This window comes from Cupriavidus basilensis (assembly GCF_000876015.1).
Lineage (GTDB): Bacteria > Pseudomonadota > Gammaproteobacteria > Burkholderiales > Burkholderiaceae > Cupriavidus > Cupriavidus basilensis_B.
This window is the reverse complement of the sequence record NZ_BBQM01000007.1, coordinates 70,695-87,949: the sequence shown is the minus strand read 5'-3', so window position 1 is coordinate 87,949 and position 17,255 is coordinate 70,695. Positions and strand designations below refer to the sequence as shown.

The 17,255-nt window shown below is 71.2% G+C and carries 13 protein-coding genes and 2 riboswitches; of the genes, 4 read left to right on the top strand and 9 right to left on the bottom strand.

The window, feature by feature from the left end:
* Positions 1 to 56 precede the first annotated feature (56 nt).
* From KF708C_RS04740 to gcvT, 7 genes are all read right to left on the bottom strand, one after another.
* Positions 57 to 794 carry an MBL fold metallo-hydrolase gene (locus KF708C_RS04740; protein WP_059410909.1) on the bottom strand — a complete coding sequence of 246 codons (738 nt, stop codon included), beginning with the start codon at positions 792 to 794 and terminating at the stop codon, positions 57 to 59.
* 76 nt (positions 795 to 870) lie between these two features.
* Positions 871 to 1,194, bottom strand: a complete 324-nt coding sequence (locus tag KF708C_RS04735; protein WP_020200438.1) for an EthD family reductase — start codon at positions 1,192 to 1,194, stop codon at positions 871 to 873.
* A 101-nt stretch (positions 1,195 to 1,295) separates the two neighbouring features.
* Positions 1,296 to 2,672, bottom strand: a complete 1,377-nt coding sequence (locus KF708C_RS04730) for an L-serine ammonia-lyase (RefSeq protein ID WP_059410908.1) — start codon at positions 2,670 to 2,672, stop codon at positions 1,296 to 1,298.
* A gap of 37 nt (positions 2,673 to 2,709) precedes the next feature.
* The gene (locus KF708C_RS04725) at positions 2,710 to 3,252 is read right to left on the bottom strand and encodes a DUF421 domain-containing protein (protein WP_059410907.1); all 543 of its coding nucleotides are present in this window, start codon (positions 3,250 to 3,252) and stop codon (positions 2,710 to 2,712) included.
* A gap of 108 nt (positions 3,253 to 3,360) precedes the next feature.
* A complete protein-coding gene (gene gcvP, locus KF708C_RS04720) occupies positions 3,361 to 6,285 on the bottom strand; it encodes an aminomethyl-transferring glycine dehydrogenase (RefSeq protein WP_059410906.1) in 2,925 nt (974 codons plus the stop codon).
* 120 nt (positions 6,286 to 6,405) lie between these two features.
* A complete protein-coding gene (gene gcvH, locus KF708C_RS04715) occupies positions 6,406 to 6,786 on the bottom strand; it encodes a glycine cleavage system protein GcvH (protein WP_020200434.1) in 381 nt (126 codons plus the stop codon).
* A 102-nt stretch (positions 6,787 to 6,888) separates the two neighbouring features.
* Positions 6,889 to 8,016 (bottom strand): glycine cleavage system aminomethyltransferase GcvT, encoded by a 1,128-nt coding sequence (gcvT, locus tag KF708C_RS04710; protein ID WP_059410905.1) that lies wholly within the window; start codon positions 8,014 to 8,016, stop codon positions 6,889 to 6,891.
* A 98-nt stretch (positions 8,017 to 8,114) separates the two neighbouring features.
* A riboswitch (glycine riboswitch) is annotated at positions 8,115 to 8,254 on the bottom strand.
* Positions 8,255 to 8,275: 21 nt separating this feature from the next.
* A riboswitch (glycine riboswitch) is annotated at positions 8,276 to 8,363 on the bottom strand.
* A 238-nt stretch (positions 8,364 to 8,601) separates the two neighbouring features.
* Between gcvT and KF708C_RS04705 the strand changes: the two genes are divergently transcribed.
* Positions 8,602 to 10,695, top strand: coding sequence for a UvrD-helicase domain-containing protein (locus tag KF708C_RS04705; RefSeq protein WP_029043057.1), 2,094 nt, complete (start codon positions 8,602 to 8,604; stop codon positions 10,693 to 10,695).
* A gap of 234 nt (positions 10,696 to 10,929) precedes the next feature.
* Here the strand turns inward: KF708C_RS04705 and KF708C_RS04700 are convergent, their stop codons facing one another.
* Positions 10,930 to 11,661, bottom strand: a complete 732-nt coding sequence (locus KF708C_RS04700) for a dioxygenase family protein (protein WP_063922970.1) — start codon at positions 11,659 to 11,661, stop codon at positions 10,930 to 10,932.
* Positions 11,662 to 12,172: 511 nt separating this feature from the next.
* Here KF708C_RS04700 and KF708C_RS04695 point away from each other — a divergent pair.
* The 3 genes from KF708C_RS04695 (at position 12,173) to hemN (ending at position 15,893) form a co-directional block, all read left to right on the top strand.
* Positions 12,173 to 12,913 (top strand): response regulator, encoded by a 741-nt coding sequence (locus KF708C_RS04695; RefSeq protein ID WP_029043056.1) that lies wholly within the window; start codon positions 12,173 to 12,175, stop codon positions 12,911 to 12,913.
* The gene (locus tag KF708C_RS04690) at positions 12,885 to 14,105 is read left to right on the top strand and encodes an ATP-binding protein (protein ID WP_082079432.1); all 1,221 of its coding nucleotides are present in this window, start codon (positions 12,885 to 12,887) and stop codon (positions 14,103 to 14,105) included. The genes KF708C_RS04695 and KF708C_RS04690 overlap by 29 nt, the downstream gene beginning before the upstream one ends.
* Before the next feature lie 369 nt (positions 14,106 to 14,474).
* Positions 14,475 to 15,893, top strand: a complete 1,419-nt coding sequence (hemN, locus tag KF708C_RS04685) for an oxygen-independent coproporphyrinogen III oxidase (RefSeq protein WP_231586389.1) — start codon at positions 14,475 to 14,477, stop codon at positions 15,891 to 15,893.
* A gap of 131 nt (positions 15,894 to 16,024) precedes the next feature.
* Here the strand turns inward: hemN and KF708C_RS04680 are convergent, their stop codons facing one another.
* Positions 16,025 to 16,906, bottom strand: a complete 882-nt coding sequence (locus tag KF708C_RS04680) for a c-type cytochrome (RefSeq protein ID WP_059410901.1) — start codon at positions 16,904 to 16,906, stop codon at positions 16,025 to 16,027.
* Between the last annotated feature and the right edge of the window lie 349 nt (positions 16,907 to 17,255).

Here is a 17,255-nt window from a genome sequence, read left to right as displayed (position 1 = left end):
TTCTGCCCTCCGCCTTCCTCCTTCCGCCTCCCGGGCCTGGCCCGCGCCGCCTGCCGCTAGGCCCCGTGCGGCACCTGCTCGCCGTCGCGCAGCCCGAGCCGCTGGTTGGCGGGCACGGCCACGTCCATCAGCCTGGGCCTGGGCAGCATGAGCTGGCCCATGATCTCGACGAACTGGGCGCGCGTGCGACCGGCCACGCGGCTGTTGTGCGCACGCTCGTGGCCGATGGTGGATTCGGTGCGGCCCTTGTAGTCGTGGGCGGGATAGACCAGGGTGTCGTCCGGCAGCGTGAAGAGCTTGCGCGTGAGGCTGTCGTACAGCGTGCCGGCGTCGCCGGACTGGAAGTCGGTGCGGCCGCAGCCGTCGATCAGCAGCGCGTCGCCGGTGAAGACGCGGCGCACCGTGCCCGCCGGCGTGGGCTCTTCCCACAGGTAGCTCATGCTGCCGGCGGTGTGCCCGGGCGTGTGGATCGCGCGCAGCACCTGGGTGCCGAACCGCAGCGTGTCGCCGTCGATCAGCTGCATCTGCGCGGGGCGGATGTCGCAGCCCGAGGGCGCCGCGGTGCGCGCGCCGGTCTGCTGCGCGAGGTGGCCGGCCGAGGTGATGTGGTCGGCATGGGCATGGGTTTCCACCACCCATTCCAGCCTGGCGCCGCTGGCCTGCAGGCAGGCCAGGTCGCGCGCGAGCTGGCGGTCGACCGGGTCGATCAGCAGCGCCTCGCGCGTGGCGGCGTCGATCAGCAGGTAGGTGTAGGTCGACGAGGTCTCGTCGAACAACTGGTGGAAAGTCTGCATGGCGGCCCGCCCGGTCGGTGGTTTGCTCGCATGATAGCGCCGCGGCACGCGCGCGCGGCGCCATTCTTGCCGGTCGTCAGCCGATCTCCACCACTTCGCTGACCTGCACCACCGGCACCGCGTCGGTGTAGTTGGGGATGTCCTGCTGCAGTTCCTTGCCCGCCGCCCTGGAGGCCGCCGCGAACTCGGGCAGCGAATCGAACAGGATGTGGCACATCGCCGTGTAGGCCGGGTCGGAGCCCGGCGCGCCGCCGCCCAGGCCGCGCTCCACCGCCACGCCGCGGTAGCCGGGCTGGGCGCCGTACAGCTCGGCCACGCGCGGCATGTGGCGCGCGCGGTAGTAGTCGAAATCGAACCTGCCGTCCTTGCGGTACGGATAGAGGATGCTGATCTTGATCATGCCGGGTCTCCGTTGTGGCGCGCGTGGCGCGTCGTGATGGCGTAGCCGGGCTAGCGTAGCAGAAAGCGCCGGTTCGGCTTGCCACGGGCGACGCGCGCGCCTCAGCACTCCACGATGTTCACCGCCAGCCCGCCGCGCGCCGTTTCCTTGTACTTGGTCTTCATGTCGGCGCCGGTCTCGCGCATGGTCTTGATGACCGAGTCGAGCGACACGTAGTGCTCGCCGTCGCCGCGCAGCGCCATGCGCGCGGCGTTGACGGCCTTGACCGAGGCCATCGCGTTGCGCTCGATGCACGGGATCTGCACCAGCCCGCCGACCGGGTCGCAGGTCAGCCCGAGGTTGTGCTCCATGCCGATCTCGGCGGCGTTCTCCACCTGCCCGGGCGTGCCGCCCATCACCGCGGCCAGCGCCCCGGCGGCCATCGAGCAGGCCACGCCGACCTCGCCCTGGCAGCCGACCTCGGCGCCGGAGATGGAGGCGTTGAGCTTGTACAGCATGCCGATCGCGCCGGCGGTCAGCAGGAAGTCGATCACGCCCTGCGGGCTGGCGCCCGGCACGAAGCGGTCGTAGTAGTGCAGCACCGCCGGGATGATGCCGGCCGCGCCGTTGGTGGGCGCCGTCACCACGCGCCCGCCGGCGGCGTTTTCCTCGTTGACGGCGATCGCGTACAGGTTGACCCAGTCCATCACCGAGAGCGGATCGGCCAGCGCGCGCTCGGCGTGCTCGGTCAGGTTGCGGAACAGCTCGGGCGCGCGCCGCCTGACCCTGAACGGGCCGGGCAGCTCGCCGTCGGTGCGGCAGCCGCGCGCCACGCACGCCTGCATCACCGCCCAGATGCGCAGCAGCCCGGCGTTGACCTCGGCTTCGCTGCGCCACGCGCATTCGTTCTCCATCATCAGACGCGCGATGCTCTTGCCGCTGGCGGCGGCCATCTCCAGCATGGCGCGCCCGCTGCGAAACGGGTGCGGCAACTGCTGGTCGGCGTCGAGGATGTGCGTGTTGGCGGCGCCGGCCGTGACCACGAAGCCGCCGCCCACCGACAGGTAGCGCCCCTCGCGCAGCGGCTGCCCGGCCGCGTCGAAGGCATGGAACTTCATGCCGTTGGGATGCTCGGCCAGCGCCTCGCGCCGGTAGAAGACGATGTGCTCCTTCTCCACGAACGGCACCGGGTGCGTGCCCAGCAGCGCCAGCGTGCGCGCCGCGCGCAGCGCGGCCAGGCGCTGCTCGATGGTGTCGGGATCGACCCCGTCGGGCGTCTCGCCCAGCAGGCCGAGGATGACGCCGCGGTCGGTGCCGTGGCCGCGCCCGGTGGCGCCGAGCGAGCCGTACAGCTCGACGCGCACGCTGGCCACGCGCGGCAGCAGGCCGTCGCGCGCCAGCCCCTGGGCGAACATCAGCGCCGCGCGCATCGGGCCGACGGTGTGCGAACTGGACGGGCCGATGCCCACCTTGAACAGATCGAAGACGCTGACTGCCACGGCATGGCTCCTGGGGGCGGGACTGCTGGCGCCGGCTTCAGATCGGCGCGTCGCTATCGTTGTTGATGGGGGCGCGCCACAGCGAGGTGGCCGCGTCGCGCGGCGTGGCGGGCGCGTCCTTCCTCACCATCACGCTGATGGTGCCGTCGTTCTCGAGAATGGCGAAATGCACATCCGCCACGCGCTCGCAGCCGGCATGGCGCAGCGCCTTGTGCAGGTCGTCGCGGCTGATGAGGGCGTTCTTCATCACGTCGGGATAGATCTGCCCTTCGTGGATCAGCACCTGCGGGCGGCCCTCCACCACGTTCTCGAAGCGCCGGCTGCGCCAGCTCAGCCAGGCCAGCAGGAGGTTGGCGCCGATCAGCGTCACCGCCAGGATCAGGCCGGCGGTGACGGAGTTGTCGCCGGCGTTCATCGAATTCTGCACCGCGTTGGACAGCACCAGCAGCAGCACCAGGTCGAGCGAGGTCAGCTGCCCGATCTGGCGCTTGCCCGAGAGCCGCAGCAGCACCAGCAGGCTGCCGTAGACGATCAGTCCGCGCAGGACGAATTCCCACCAGGGGGCGCTGAGATTCCACATCGGCCAGACCTCCGCTCAGGCGCGCCGGCACGTGCCGGCGCCTGCCTGCCGCAGCATAGCGCGGCGGCGGCGTCCGCGTCTGTCGGACGCCGCCCGACCAGCCCGCGTTCAGTCCTGCTGCGCGTATTCGCTCATCGGCACGCACGAGCAGAACAGGTTGCGGTCGCCGTACACGTTGTCGGCGCGGCCCACCGGCGGCCAGTACTTCTGCGTGCGCAGCGAGGCCACCGGGTAGGCGGCTTCCTGGCGCGTGTACTTGTGCTCCCAGGCATCGGCGGTGATGACCGCGGCGGTGTGCGGCGCGTGCTTCAGCGGGTTGTCCTCGCGGTCGAAGCTGCCGTCCTCCACGCGCGCGATCTCGCCGCGGATGGCGATCATGGCGTCGATGAAGCGGTCCAGCTCGTGCAGCGACTCGCTCTCGGTCGGCTCGATCATCAGCGTGCCCGGCACCGGGAAGCTCATGGTCGGCGCGTGGAAGCCGTAGTCCATCAGGCGCTTGGCCACGTCCTCGTTGGAGATGCCGGTGGCCTTCTGCAGCGGGCGCAGGTCCAGGATGCACTCGTGCGCGACCAGGCCGTGCTGGCCCGTGTACAGCACCGGGAAGTGCGGCGACAGGCGGCGCGCGACGTAGTTGGCGGCCAGGATGGCGTTCTCGGTGGCGGCGGTGAGGCCGGCCGAGCCCATCATGGCGATGTACATCCACGAGATCGGCAGGATGCTGGCCGAGCCGAACGGCGCGGCCGCGACGCCGCCGATGCCGTTGTCGTCGCGGCGGTAGCCCACGCTGTCCTGGTTGGGCAGGAAGTCCGCCAGGTGCGCGCCGACCGCCACCGGGCCCACGCCCGGTCCGCCGCCGCCGTGCGGGATGCAGAAGGTCTTGTGCAGGTTCAGGTGCGAGACGTCGCCGCCGAACTGGCCCGGCGCGGCGGTGCCGACCATCGCGTTCATGTTGGCGCCGTCGACGTAGACCTGGCCGCCGTGCCTGTGCACGATCTCGCAGATCTGCTGCACGCCCTGCTCGAACACGCCGTGCGTGGACGGGTAGGTGATCATCACGGCGGCGAGGTTCTGGCTGTGCTGCTCGGCCTTCTTCGCCAGGTCGGCGAGGTCGACGTTGCCGTGCTCGTCGCAGGCCACCACCACCACCTTCATGCCGGCCATCTGCGCCGAGGCCGGGTTGGTGCCGTGCGCGGACGACGGGATCAGGCAGATGTCGCGGTGGCTTTCGCCGCGGCTGGCGTGGTAGGCGTGGATGATGAGCAGGCCCGAGTACTCGCCCTGCGAGCCGGCGTTGGGCTGCAGGCTCACGGCGGCGTAGCCGGTGGCCGCGCACAGCATGGCTTCGAGCTGGTCGATCATCTCGCGGTAGCCCACGGTCTGGTCGAGCGGCGCGAACGGGTGGATGTTGCTGAACTCGGGCCACGTCACCGGGATCATCTCGCTGGTGGCGTTGAGCTTCATGGTGCACGAGCCGAGCGGGATCATGGTGCGGTCCAGCGCGAGGTCCTTGTCGGCCAGCGCGCGCAGGTAGCGCAGCATCTCGTGCTCGGCGTGGTGCGTGTTGAACACCGGGTGCGTCAGGTAGGCGCTCTGGCGCGCCAGCGCGGCCGGGAAGGCGTCCTGCACGGCGGCTTCGAGCGCGTCGAACGCGGGCACCGGCTTGCCCTGGGCGAAGATCTCCCACAGCGCGACCACGTCCGCGCGCGAGGCGGTCTCGTCCAGCGAGATGCCGATGCGGTTGGCGCCAGCATGGCGCAGGTTGATGCCGCGCGCGGTGGCGGCCGCGTGGATGGCCTCGGTGTGGAAGCCGCTCACCAGCGTGAGGGTGTCGAAGAAGGCCGCGTTGGCGCGGGTGTAGCCGAGCGCCTCCAGGCCGGCGGCCAGCGTGGCGGTCAGGCGGTGCACGCGCTGCGCGATGCGCTTGAGGCCGTGCGGGCCGTGGTACACCGCGTACATCGATGCCATCACCGCCAGCAGCACCTGCGCGGTGCAGATGTTGGAGGTGGCCTTCTCGCGGCGGATGTGCTGCTCGCGCGTCTGCAGGGCCAGGCGGTAGGCCTGGTTGCCCTGCGCGTCGATGGTCACGCCGACCAGGCGGCCCGGCATCGAGCGCTTGAACGCATCCTTGACCGCCATGTAGCCGGCGTGCGGGCCGCCGAAGCCCAGCGGCACGCCGAAGCGCTGCGAGTTGCCGATGGCCACGTCGGCGCCCCATTCGCCGGGCGCGGCGATCAGGGTCAGCGCCAGCAGGTCGGCGGCGGCCACCACCAGGCCGCCGGCGGCGTGCACGGCCTCGGCGATGGCGCGGTAGTCGGCCACGTCGCCGTTTACGCCCGGGTATTGCAGCAGCACGCCGAACGCATGCGCGCCGGCGGCGTCGGCCGCGGGCCCGACCTTGACCTCGATGCCCAGCGGCAGCGCGCGCGTGCGCACCACTTCCAGCGTCTGCGGCAGCACGTCGTCGGCGACGTAGAAGGTATTGCTGGCGTGCTTGTTGACCCGCTGCAGCAGCGTCATGGCCTCGGCCGCGGCGGTGCCTTCGTCGAGCATGGAGGCGTTGGCGATGTCCAGGCCGGTCAGGTCGGTCACCATCTGCTGGAAGTTCAGCATGGCTTCCAGGCGGCCCTGCGAGATCTCCGGCTGGTACGGCGTGTAGGCGGTGTACCAGGCCGGGTTCTCGAAGATGTTGCGCAGGATGACGCCCGGCGTGAGCGTGTTGTAGTAGCCCTGGCCGATGAAGCTCCTGAGCACCTGGTTCTTGCCGGCCAGCCCGCGCAGTTTCGCCAGCGCGGCTTCCTCGGTCAGCGGCTCGGTGAACTCGCCCAGCGGCATGCCGTCGCGGCGGCGGATGGCGGCGGGGATGACGGCGTCGATCAGCGCGGCGCGGCTGCCGTAGCCGAGCACCTCGAGCATGTGCTGCTGCTCGGCGGCGTCGGGGCCGATATGACGGGAAGCGAAGGCGTCGCGCGCCTCCAGTTCGGCCAGCGTGGGCCGGGCACCTTGGGCGGCGGTGGTGGGAAGCGGGGCGTTCATGGCAAGAACCTCGTTGGGCGCGCGGCGGCAGGTGGTCGGCCTGGCCGCCGCGCATCGGTATTCAGTCGCCGTTCCCGCGGCATGGCGGCCGCGCGGGAACGGCGGGAGTGTGGCGGGGCGTCAGGCGCCGACGCTGGCCTTGTAGGCGTCGGCCGACATCAGGCCGTTGACGTCGTCGCTATTGGCCGGCTTGAGCTTGAACAGCCAGGCGTCGAAGGCGTCGGCATTGACGCTTTCCGGCGCGGCCACGGCGGCGTCGTTGATGGCGATCACTTCGCCGGCCACCGGCGCGTAGATGTCGGACGCGGCCTTGACCGATTCCACCACGGCCAGCGCGTCGCCCGCGCCCACCGACTTGCCCACTTCGGGCAGTTCCAGGAACACGATGTCGCCCAGCGCGTCCTGCGCGTGGTCGGTGATGCCGATGGTCAGCGTGCCGTCGGCTTCGACGCGCACCCATTCATGGGACTCGGTGTACTTCAGGTCGGCGGGGAAAGTCATGGAATTCTCCAGATGCGGTTTGTTGTTCAGCGCCAGCCGGGCGGGGGATCGCGTGGAGCGGGGGTGGCCGCCGGCGGGCGCGCTGTGACCGGGTGCGAGCGTTCAGCTCACGAGTGCCTTGCCATTGCGCACAAACGGCAGTTTAACCACAGTCGCGGCGAGTTTGCGGTCGCGGATCTCGACCTGCACCTCGGCGCCGGCGGCAACGCCGAGCGGCAGGCGGGCAAAAGCGATGGACAGGGACAGCGAGGGGCTGAAGGTGCCGCTGGTGATCTCGCCCTCGCCGGCCGCGGTGATCACTTTCTGGTGCGCGCGCAGCACGCCGCCCTTCTCGCGCAGGATCAGGCCGGTGAACTGGCGGGTCTGGCCGGTGGCGGCGAGCGCCGCCTTGCCGGTGAAGTCGCGCTCGCTCTGCAGGTCCACGGTCCAGGCCAGGCCGGCGTCGAGCGGCGAGGTGTGGATGTCCATGTCCTGGCCGTACAGGTTCATGCCGGCTTCCAGGCGCAGCGTGTCGCGCGCGCCCAGGCCGGCCGGGCGCACGCCGGCGGCGTTCAGTTTTTCCCACAGGCCGGCGACGTTCTCGGCCGGCACCACCAGCTCGAAGCCGTCCTCGCCGGTATAGCCGGTGCGCGCCACCATGACCTCGCCCAGCGCGGGGTCCTGCACCACGATGGCGTTGAACGGCTTGAGCGCCTCGCTCGGCTGGGTGGCCGGGAAGGCGCTCCACACCTTGGCGCGCGCGTTCGGGCCCTGCACCGCGACGATGGCCAGCGGCGCGGCGCCGGCCGGCGCGTTGTCGCCGCGGCGCGGGGTGATGGCCACGCCGCTGCCGGTGGCGGCATTGCGCGCGCGGATCCATTCGATGTCGCCGTTGGCGGTGCCGGCGTTGACCACCAGGCGGAAGCGGTCCTCGGCGAAGAAGTAGACGATCAGGTCGTCGATGACGCCGCCGCGCTCGTCGAGCATGCACGAGTAGAGCGCCTTGCCCGGCGTCTGCAGCTTGTCGACATTGTTGGCCAGCAGGCCGCGCAGGAACGCGCGCACGTTGGCGCCGGCCAGGTCGACCACGCACATGTGGGACACGTCGAACATGCCGGCGTCGGTGCGCACGGCGTTGTGTTCTTCGATCTGGGAGCCGTAGTTGACCGGCATGTCCCAGCCGCCGAAGTCGACCATGCGGGCGCCGAGCGCGCGGTGGATGGCATTGAGGGGCGTGGCCTGGAGCGTCATGTAGTCCTCGGGGGAAGCGGAAATCTCGGTTCGGAAACGAAAAAAGGGTCATCCGCCGCATGGCCGGCGCGCATGGCGCTGCCGGATCCGCTGCGGCGGATGACCCCTCTGTCCTCGATACCTGAGAGATTACAAGGCGGTCCCGCGGACCAGTGCCTTGCGCGCCCCTTCGGTGGGCACGCTCGCCATGCCTTGCGCTGCGCGCAGGCGGCGGGTGCCGCTCTCCAGAGTACGGCCTGCATCGTGTGCATGTTGCGGGCCGATCCGACCAGTCCTTGGTGCCTGAGAGTTTTCGGGTGATACCCCTTCGGCGGCGCAGGCTCTGCGCGCTCTCCCGGTCGGATGGCGCGACTCTACAGGCAGCCCCGGTGGCTTGTCAACGCGCGGCGCCGGGCCGGCGGGGGCGGACCCGCCGCCGTGTTAACATCTGCCGCTGCGGCCGCCCGCGGGATCGCCGTCCCGGTGCCGCGGTCTTCACAGGCAGCCCTGGCCGCCTTGTCCTTGCCGGTCCTTGCCGGTCCTTGCCGGGCCCGCGCCCGCCATTTCGCCATCCGCTTCCGCCACCACGCCCCGACGCCCCGACGCATGACCCACGGACTCAATCCCGCCCAATCCGAAGCCGTCCGTTATCTCGATGGACCCTGCCTGGTGCTGGCCGGTGCCGGCTCCGGCAAGACGCGGGTGATCACGCAGAAGATCGCGCACCTGATCGAGGACAAGGGCTTCGAGCCGAAGCACATCGCCGCCGTGACCTTCACCAACAAGGCCGCCAAGGAGATGCAGGAGCGCATCGCCAAGCTGATGGAAGGCAAGACCACGCGCGAGGGCCGCCGCATTCCGCTCAAGCAGATGACGGTGAGCACCTTCCACTCGCTCGGCGTGCAGATCCTGCGCGCCGAGGCCGAGCACGTGGGACTCAAGCCGCGCTTTTCCATCATGGACTCGGACGACTGCTTCGGCCTGGTGCAGGAGCAGCTCGCCACCACCGACAAGAAGCTGATCCGCAGCGTGCAGAGCACGATCTCGCTGTGGAAGAACGGCATGGTCGATCCCGAGACCGCCATCGCCACCGCCGAGAGCGCCGACGATCACCAGGCCGCGCTGGTCTACCGCAACTACGTGGCCACGCTGCACGCCTACCAGGCGGTGGACTTCGACGACCTGATCCGCCTGCCGGCCGAGCTGTTCGCGCGCGACGAGGCGGTGCGCATGAAATGGCAGAACCGCCTGCGCTACTTCCTGGTGGACGAATACCAGGACACCAACGCCTGCCAGTACGCGCTGCTCAAGCAGCTCGCCGGCGGCTCGCACCTGCGCGCGCCGGCCTTCACCGCGGTCGGCGACGACGACCAGGCCATCTACGGCTGGCGCGGCGCCACGCTCGACAACCTGCGCCTGCTGCAGACCGATTTCCCCGGCCTCAAGGTGGTCAAGCTCGAGCAGAACTACCGCTCCACGGTGCGCATCCTGGAAGCGGCCAACGCGGTCATCGCCAACAATCCCAAGCTGTTCGACAAGAAGCTGTGGAGCGAGCACGGCATGGGCGATCCGATCGCCGTCAATCCGATGAACGACGAGGAGCACGAGGCCGAGTCCGTGGTGTTCCGCCTGTCCGCGCACAAGTTCGAGCGGCGCGCGCAGTTCCGCGACTACGCCATCCTCTACCGCGGCAACCACCAGGCGCGGCTGTTCGAGCAGATCCTGCGGCGCGAGCGCATTCCCTACGTGCTGTCGGGCGGCCAGAGCTTCTTCGACCGCGCCGAGATCAAGGACATCTGCGCCTACCTGCGCCTGATCGCCAACGCCGACGACGATCCCGCCTTCATCCGCGCCATCACCACGCCGCGCCGCGGCGTCGGCAACGCCACGCTGGAAGTGCTCGGCACCTTCGCCGGGCAGGCCAAGGTGTCGCTGTTCGAGGCGGCCATGATGGGCGGCATCGAAGGCAAGCTGCAGCCGCGCCAGCTCGAGCCGCTGCGCGTGTTCTGCGAGTCGATGGTGCGCCTGGCCGGCCGCGCGGCCAGCGATCCGGCCAGCCAGGTGCTCGACGACCTGATGGAAGGCATCCACTACGAAGCCTACCTGTACGACACCTTCGACGAGCGCCAGGCCCAGTCGCGCTGGACCAACACGCTGGAGTTCCTCGACTGGCTCAAGCGCAAGGGCACCCGGCCCGAGGGCGCCGAGGGCGAGGCCACCGGCTTCGACACCGCCGACGGCTTCGGCGACGAAGGCAAGAACCTGCTCGAGCTGACCCAGACCGTGGCGCTGATGAGCATGCTCGAAGGCCGCGAGGAAGATCCCGACGCGGTGCGCCTGTCCACGCTGCACGCCTCCAAGGGGCTGGAATACCCGCACGTGTTCCTGGTCGGCGTGGAAGAGGGCATCCTGCCGCATTGCCGCGAGGACGAAGACCTCGGCGACGAGAAGATCGAGGAAGAGCGCCGCCTGATGTACGTGGGCATCACGCGCGCGCAGCGCAGCCTGCAGATCAGCTGGTGCAAGAAGCGCAAGCGCGCGCGCGACACCTACTCGTGCGAGCCCTCGCGCTTCATCGGCGAGATGAAGCTCGAGGAAGCGCCCGCGCCGGCCGACGCCACCCCCGCCATGAGCCCCAAGGACCGCCTCGCCGGGCTCAAGGCGCTGCTCGGCACGCCCGGCAAGACCACCGCGTCCTGACGCCCGCGCCGGCGGCGCGGCGTACAAAGTCGATACATTGGCCTACAAGCGGGACAAGATCGGCGCCCGCCGGCCTCCTAACATCGCGGGTGCCCGGACTGCTGCACAGGTCCGGGCGCCGCGCCGTTCCGTCCCTTCGGAGTCGGCGTGGCCGGGCGACATGCCCGACTTCTTCCCTGTTTCGACGCCCCCGCACCCTGCGTCCGGGGGCGTTTTTTTATGCGCCCGCGCGGCTCACGGGCGTGCCACCCCCACCAGGAATTCGCCCTCCAGCAAGCCGCTTTCGTTGGGGCGGTGGACCATCACGAAGCCCGGATGCGCGCCGGCGAGCGGGTCCTGCCGCACCGTCACCGGCGACGGGCCGCGCGCGCGGTAGGCGGGATGGCTGGTATGCACGAGCTGGCTGAGCCGGTCGTCGAAGAACATCTGGGTGGTCAGCACGCCGTGCTCGCCGAGATGGATCTTCAGGTGGATGTGCACCGCGCGCGGCGCGTACCAGCCCGGGTAGATGGTCAGGAACTGCGCGCTGCCGTCGCGCCGGGTGGCCTGCGCGCCGCGCAGGAAGCGCTGCGCGCCGGCGGGCGCGGCGGCCACCGGCGCGGAAGCCTCGCCGGCGGCCGGCGGCGGCTCGGCCCGCTCGAAGCCGCTGTAGTGCCCGCCGGCATCGCAATGCCAGATGCTGGCCACGGCGCCGGCCACGCGCGCGCAGTTGCGCGCCGTATCCAGCACGATCACGCGCAGCCGCAGCGGCTGGCCGGGGCGGCGGTCGCGGATGTCGCTGCGCATCAGGGATTCGTCGATATAGAACGGGCCTTCGGCCCGCTCCGGCGTCAATGCGCACAGCGGCGGCGCGGCGCCGGCCTCGCCCGCCAGCCCGAGCAGGCCCGCGCCCAGCGCGCCACCCACGTCGCCGAGTCCGCCGATGAAGCGGCGCCGGCCCTGGTCCGGCAAGGGGCTATCGCGCATCTCGGCGGTCCTCCCGGCGGCGCGGCGCAGCACTGGGTACGCCTGCCGGCGCGCTGCCCGGCGATTCCGGCAGTTCAGTCGATTCCGGCGAGGCTTGCATGGGATTCATGGTGGTCTCCAGTGGCGGGCGCGGGGCGCCGGCTGCATGCCGATCGCTTCCAGCATAGCCCGGGGGCGGCCGAAACAAAGCGGTGCGGCGTGCACATGTTGATCTTAGGAGATGCGCGCGCCGCCCGGCGCGGGGCAAGAGCGGAAAGCCGGGCGCCTGCGTGCGCCGCCGCGCATGCCGCTCGCCGCTCGCCGCCGGCACGCGCGGCCTTGTGTCGATTCTGATACAAAGAGGCCACACCGCGCCCATCAGCGCGCGCCGCCATGCTGGTAGAGTGATCGCCTGGCGCAGGCCATGCGCCAGCCTGCCTTGGCGCGCCGCGCCGCGCGCGCGCCGATCCCGGGCGCCGCCGCGCCGCCAGCCATGCCGCCTACCGCCGCAACCTGCCATACCGATACCCCGATGGACCTGTCCCCCGCTTCGCCCCTGCACCTGCTGGTCGTCGACGACGATCCGCAGATCCGCGCCATGCTGGCCGAATATCTCGCCACCTTCGGCATCGAGGCCGACGGCGCCGAGGGCGGCGCCGCCATGCGCGCCGCGCTGGCCGCGCGCGACTACGACCTCGTGGTGCTGGACCTTTCGCTGCCCGGCGAGAACGGCCTGGCGCTGTGCCGCGAGATCCGCGAGCGCGGCGACCTGCCGGTCATCATGCTGACCGCGCGCACCGAGCTGGCCGACCGCGTGGTCGGCCTCGAAGTGGGCGCCGACGACTACGTCACCAAGCCGTTCGAGATGCGCGAGCTGGTGGCGCGCATCCACACCGTGCTGCGCCGCGCGCGCGCCGGCGCCGGCGCGGGCCTGAAGCGCCCGGCGACGGTGGCCGGCCACGAACTGCGCTTCGGCAGCTGGCGGCTCAACACCACGCTGCGCCAGCTCGTCGACGGCGAGGAAACCGTGGTGCCGCTGTCCAACGCCGAATTCCGCCTGCTGCTGGCCTTCATCGAGCATCCCAACCGCGTGCTGGACCGCGAGCTGCTGATCAACCAGGCGCGCGGCCGCGACCTGGACGTATTCGACCGCAGCATCGACCTGCTGGTCTCGCGCCTGCGCCAGAAGCTGCGCGACGACCCGCGCGACCCGGCGCTGATCCGCACCGTGCGAGGCGAGGGCTATGTCTTCACCGGCACCGTCGAAGGCTGAGCGCGCGGGCTGGGTGGCCCGCCATGACACGATGTTCGTGCGGCTGTTCCTGGTGATGATGGCCATCATGCTGGCCGTGCACGTGCTGGGCGTCACCGTGATCGAGAGCATCTTCCCGCGTCCGGGCGAGATCGGCATCGCGCTGGTGCCCGGCGACGAACCGCCGCCCGACGACGCGGGCCCGCCCCGCGCCGGCGGCCCCGGCGCCGGTCCTGCTGCTGGTTCCGATACCGGCCCCGCTGTCGGCTCCACCACCGGCTCCGCCGCCGCTGGCGGCGCGCCGCGCGCGGACGCGGGCGGCGCCATGCCCAGGCATCACCACCTGCATCCGCCGCGCGGCCTGGGCCCGCCGCGCCTGGGTCTGCTGTTCCAGTTCGCCGCCATCATCGCCGCCTCGTGGGCTGGCGCGCGGCTGCTGGCGCGCCCGGTGCAGAGCCTGGCCAGCGGCGCCGGCCGGCTGGCGCAGGACGTGCACGCGGCGCCGCTCGACGAGGACAGCGGCCCGGCCGAGGCGCGCGCCGCGGCCCGCGCCTTCAACCACATGCAGCGGCGCATCCGCACGCAGCTCGCGCAGCAGTCGCGCTTCCTGGCTGCGGTGTCGCACGACCTGCGCACGCCGCTCACGCGCATGAGCCTGCGCATCGAAGGCGTGGACGACAACCGCGTGCGCTACCGCCTGCGCCAGGACCTGGCCGAGATGAACGGGCTGATCGACGCCACGCTCTACTACCTGCGCGAGCGCGACGGCAACGCCGGGCCGCGCCAGCGCGTGGACGTGCACGCGCTGCTGCAGGCCGTGGTGGACGACGCCACCGAGATCGGCCAGGACGTCACCCTGGCCGGCGCCGCCGCGCCGCTGCTGGCCTACCCGGCCGAGCTGCGCCGCGCGGTGGTCAACCTGGTGGAGAACGCGCACCGCTATGGCGGCAGCGCGCGCATCGAGCTGGCCGACAGCGCGGAGCGCGTGGTGATCGACGTGTGCGACAGCGGGCCCGGCATTCCGCCCGAAGACATGGCGCGCGTGCTGGAGCCGTTCTACCGGCTGGAGACCTCGCGCAGCCGCGCCACCGGCGGCGTCGGCATGGGTTTGTCGATCGCCTCGGACATCGTCGCGCGCCACGGCGGCGAGCTCAACCTCGCCAACCGCCCCGAAGGCGGCCTGCGCGTGCGCATCACGCTGCCGCGCGCCTGAGCGCGCCGGCGATGCGGGGTGACGCCGGCGCACGCGGGGAAGATGCCGGGAAGCCGCCGGGGTGACGCCAAGGTGGCGTCCGGGTGGTGTCCGACCACGCCCGCCCGGCGCGGCGCGACGCCGCTTGATGTCGATCAACGCCCGCCGGGCCGCCCGCCTCTAGGATGGGCGATCGACATCCGACACGAAGGCCGCCCCATGTCCGCGCCAGCCCCCGCCCCGCACCCCGCCAGCAGTCCGTCCACCCGATCCATCGCGCTGTCCGCCGCCGGCCAGCCGCGCGCCTGCTCCGGCAACTGCGGCGCGGCCTGCACCGGCAAGCAGCCCGGCGGCCACGCGCTGGCGGATTTCCGCGCGCTGGCCGGGCGCATGGACATCAACGGGCCGCGCTACACCTCCTACCCCACCGCGGACCGCTTCCACGGCGGCTTCGGCGAGGCCGACTACCTGCAGGCGCTGGCCGACTGCGCCGCGCAGCCGGCGCCGCTCTCGCTCTACGTGCACATCCCGTTCTGCGAGAACATCTGCTACTACTGCGGCTGCAACAAGATCATCACGCGCGACCACGGCCGCAGCGGCCGCTACGTGCACTATCTCGTGCGCGAGATGGCGCTGGCCGCCGCGCGGCTCGGCGCGCGGCGCGAGGTGGTGCAGTCGCACTGGGGCGGCGGCACGCCGACCTTCCTCGACGCGGCCGAGATGCGCCGCGTGATGGACGCCATGCACGCGCACTTCGACCTGCTGCCCGAAGGCGAGCACTCCATCGAGATTGATCCGCGCCGCGTCGGCGACGCGCAGATGGCGCTGCTGGCCGAGCTCGGCTTCAACCGCGTCAGCCTCGGCGTGCAGGATTTCGACGCCGAGGTCCAGCAGGCCATCCACCGCGTGCAGTCGCAGGCCGAGACCCGCGCCGTGGTCGACGCCGCGCGCCGGCTCGGCTTCCGCTCGGTCAGCATGGACCTGATCTACGGCCTGCCGCACCAGACCGCGGCGCGCTTCGCCGCCACCGTGGAACAGGTGCTGGCAATGCGCCCGGACCGGCTCTCGGTGTACAGCTACGCGCACCTGCCGCACGTGTTCAAGCCGCAGCGCCGCATCGACGAGCGCGCGCTGCCCGCGGCCGCGGAGAAGCTCGACATCCTGGTCGGCACCATCGCGCAGCTGACCGCAGCCGGCTACGTCTACATCGGCATGGACCACTTCGCGCTGCCCGACGACGCGCTCGCCGTGGCCCAGCGCGAAGGCCGGCTGCAACGCAACTTCCAGGGCTACTCGACCCACGCCGGCCACGACCAGCTCGGCTTCGGCGTGTCCTCGATCGGCGCGGTCGCCGGGCGCTACGTGCAGAACGCGCGCACGCTCGACGAATACTACGGCGCGCTCGACCACGGCACGCTGCCGGTGATGCGCGGCTTCGCCACGGACGCGGAAGACCGCCTGCGCCGCGAAGTGATCGGCGCGCTCATGTGCAATGGCGTGCTCGACATCGCCGCGCTCGAGGCCCGCGCGGGCATCGACTTCGCCACGCATTTCGCGGCCGAGCTCGACGAGCTCGCCACGCTGGCCGGCGACGGCCTCGTGCGCATCGAACCCGCGCGCATCGAGGTCACGCCGCTGGGCCGCCTGCTCGTGCGCCGCGTGGCGATGGTGTTCGACAGCTACCTGCGCGCCGATGCCGGCCGGGCTGCCCAGGCGGCCCAGGCCGCCGCGCCGGCGCGCGATGCTGATGTGGGTACGCCGGCGAAGACGCCCGCGGAGGCGCCGCTGCGCTACTCGCGCGTGGTCTGAAACTGGCAAGTTCGCCGCGTCGGCATCGACGCGGTACCAACGCGGTACCAACGCGGCACCAATGAAAAAGCCCGGCGCACGCGCCGGGCTTTTGCTTGGGACCGCCGGCGCCGCAACGGGCGCCGGGAGCATTACTTCGCGGCGTTCGCCATGTAGTCCACCGCGGCGAGCACGTCGGCATCCGGGCCGGCGTAGCCGCCCTTCGGCGGCATCACGCCCTTGCCCTTGAGCGCGAACGCGTGGACCGCGTCCATGCCTTCCTTCAGGCGCGGCGCCCAGGCCGCCTTGTCGCCGAACTTCGGCGCGCCGGCGACACCGGCGGCGTGGCAGGCGGCGCAGACCTGCTCGTAGACCTTCTTGCCCACGTCGGCCGAAGCCGGCGCGGCGGCGGCTGCCGCCGGAGCCGCAGCGGCAGGCGCGGCCGCCGCAGGCGCCGCGGGTGCGGCCGCCGCCGCCGGCGCTGCGCCCGCATCGGACGCGGCCGCCGTGGCGCCGCCGGCCGGTGCCGCCGGCTCGGGGAACTTGGCGCCGCCGGCGTCGGCCATGTAGACCACCGCGCGGCCGAGCTCGTAGTCGGAATAATCGTCCGGCGTGGTGCCGGCGCGCGGCTGCATGGCGCCCTTGCCGTGCAGCACCGAATTCAGCAGGCCCTCGAAGCCCTGGCCGATGCGCGGCGCCCAGTCGCCCGCGTTGCTGTACTTCGGCGCGCCCGCGGCCCCGGTGGCGTGGCACGCGGCGCACACTTCCTTGTAGACCTGCTCGCCCGTCTTGAAGACGCGCGGCGCGTTGGGATCCTTCAGTTCGAGAGAAGCGACCGGCTTGATGCGGTCATTGACGGCTTCGACGGTGGTGGAAGCGCCCGCGCCTTCCTTGGAGCCATGTCCGACGAAATTGACCAGCAGGATGATCACGATGATCGGCACCAGAAAGGCCGCGATCACCACTGCGATCAACTGCTTGGGGGTCTTGATGGGAGACTCGTGTTCTTCGTGCTCGTTTTGGACGTCGCTCATGCTGAACTCTCGATTTTGCAGGAAACCCGTAGCAGCTCGCGATCGGCTGCCTTGTCAGGCCGCTTGCCCGGTGACCGAACCTCCCGGCCAGTGGCGCGCATCGGACCGTTATCCATTCCCTGTCAGCCCTGAAGCGCGCCGGCAGGCGGAGCCAGCCTGCGCCGTCCCTGACTCCATGTGGACGCCGCGTAGCCCCGTTTTTACACAAATAACTAGCGATTATATCCGCAAAGACCTGCAGAATCGAGGCAAAAGCGGCTTGAGAGAAACGTAGCCGCGCCACCGAAAAGGCGCCGGCAATGGACGCTGCGAGGCAAACGCTGTATGCTATGCGACTTTCCGGCGGCGC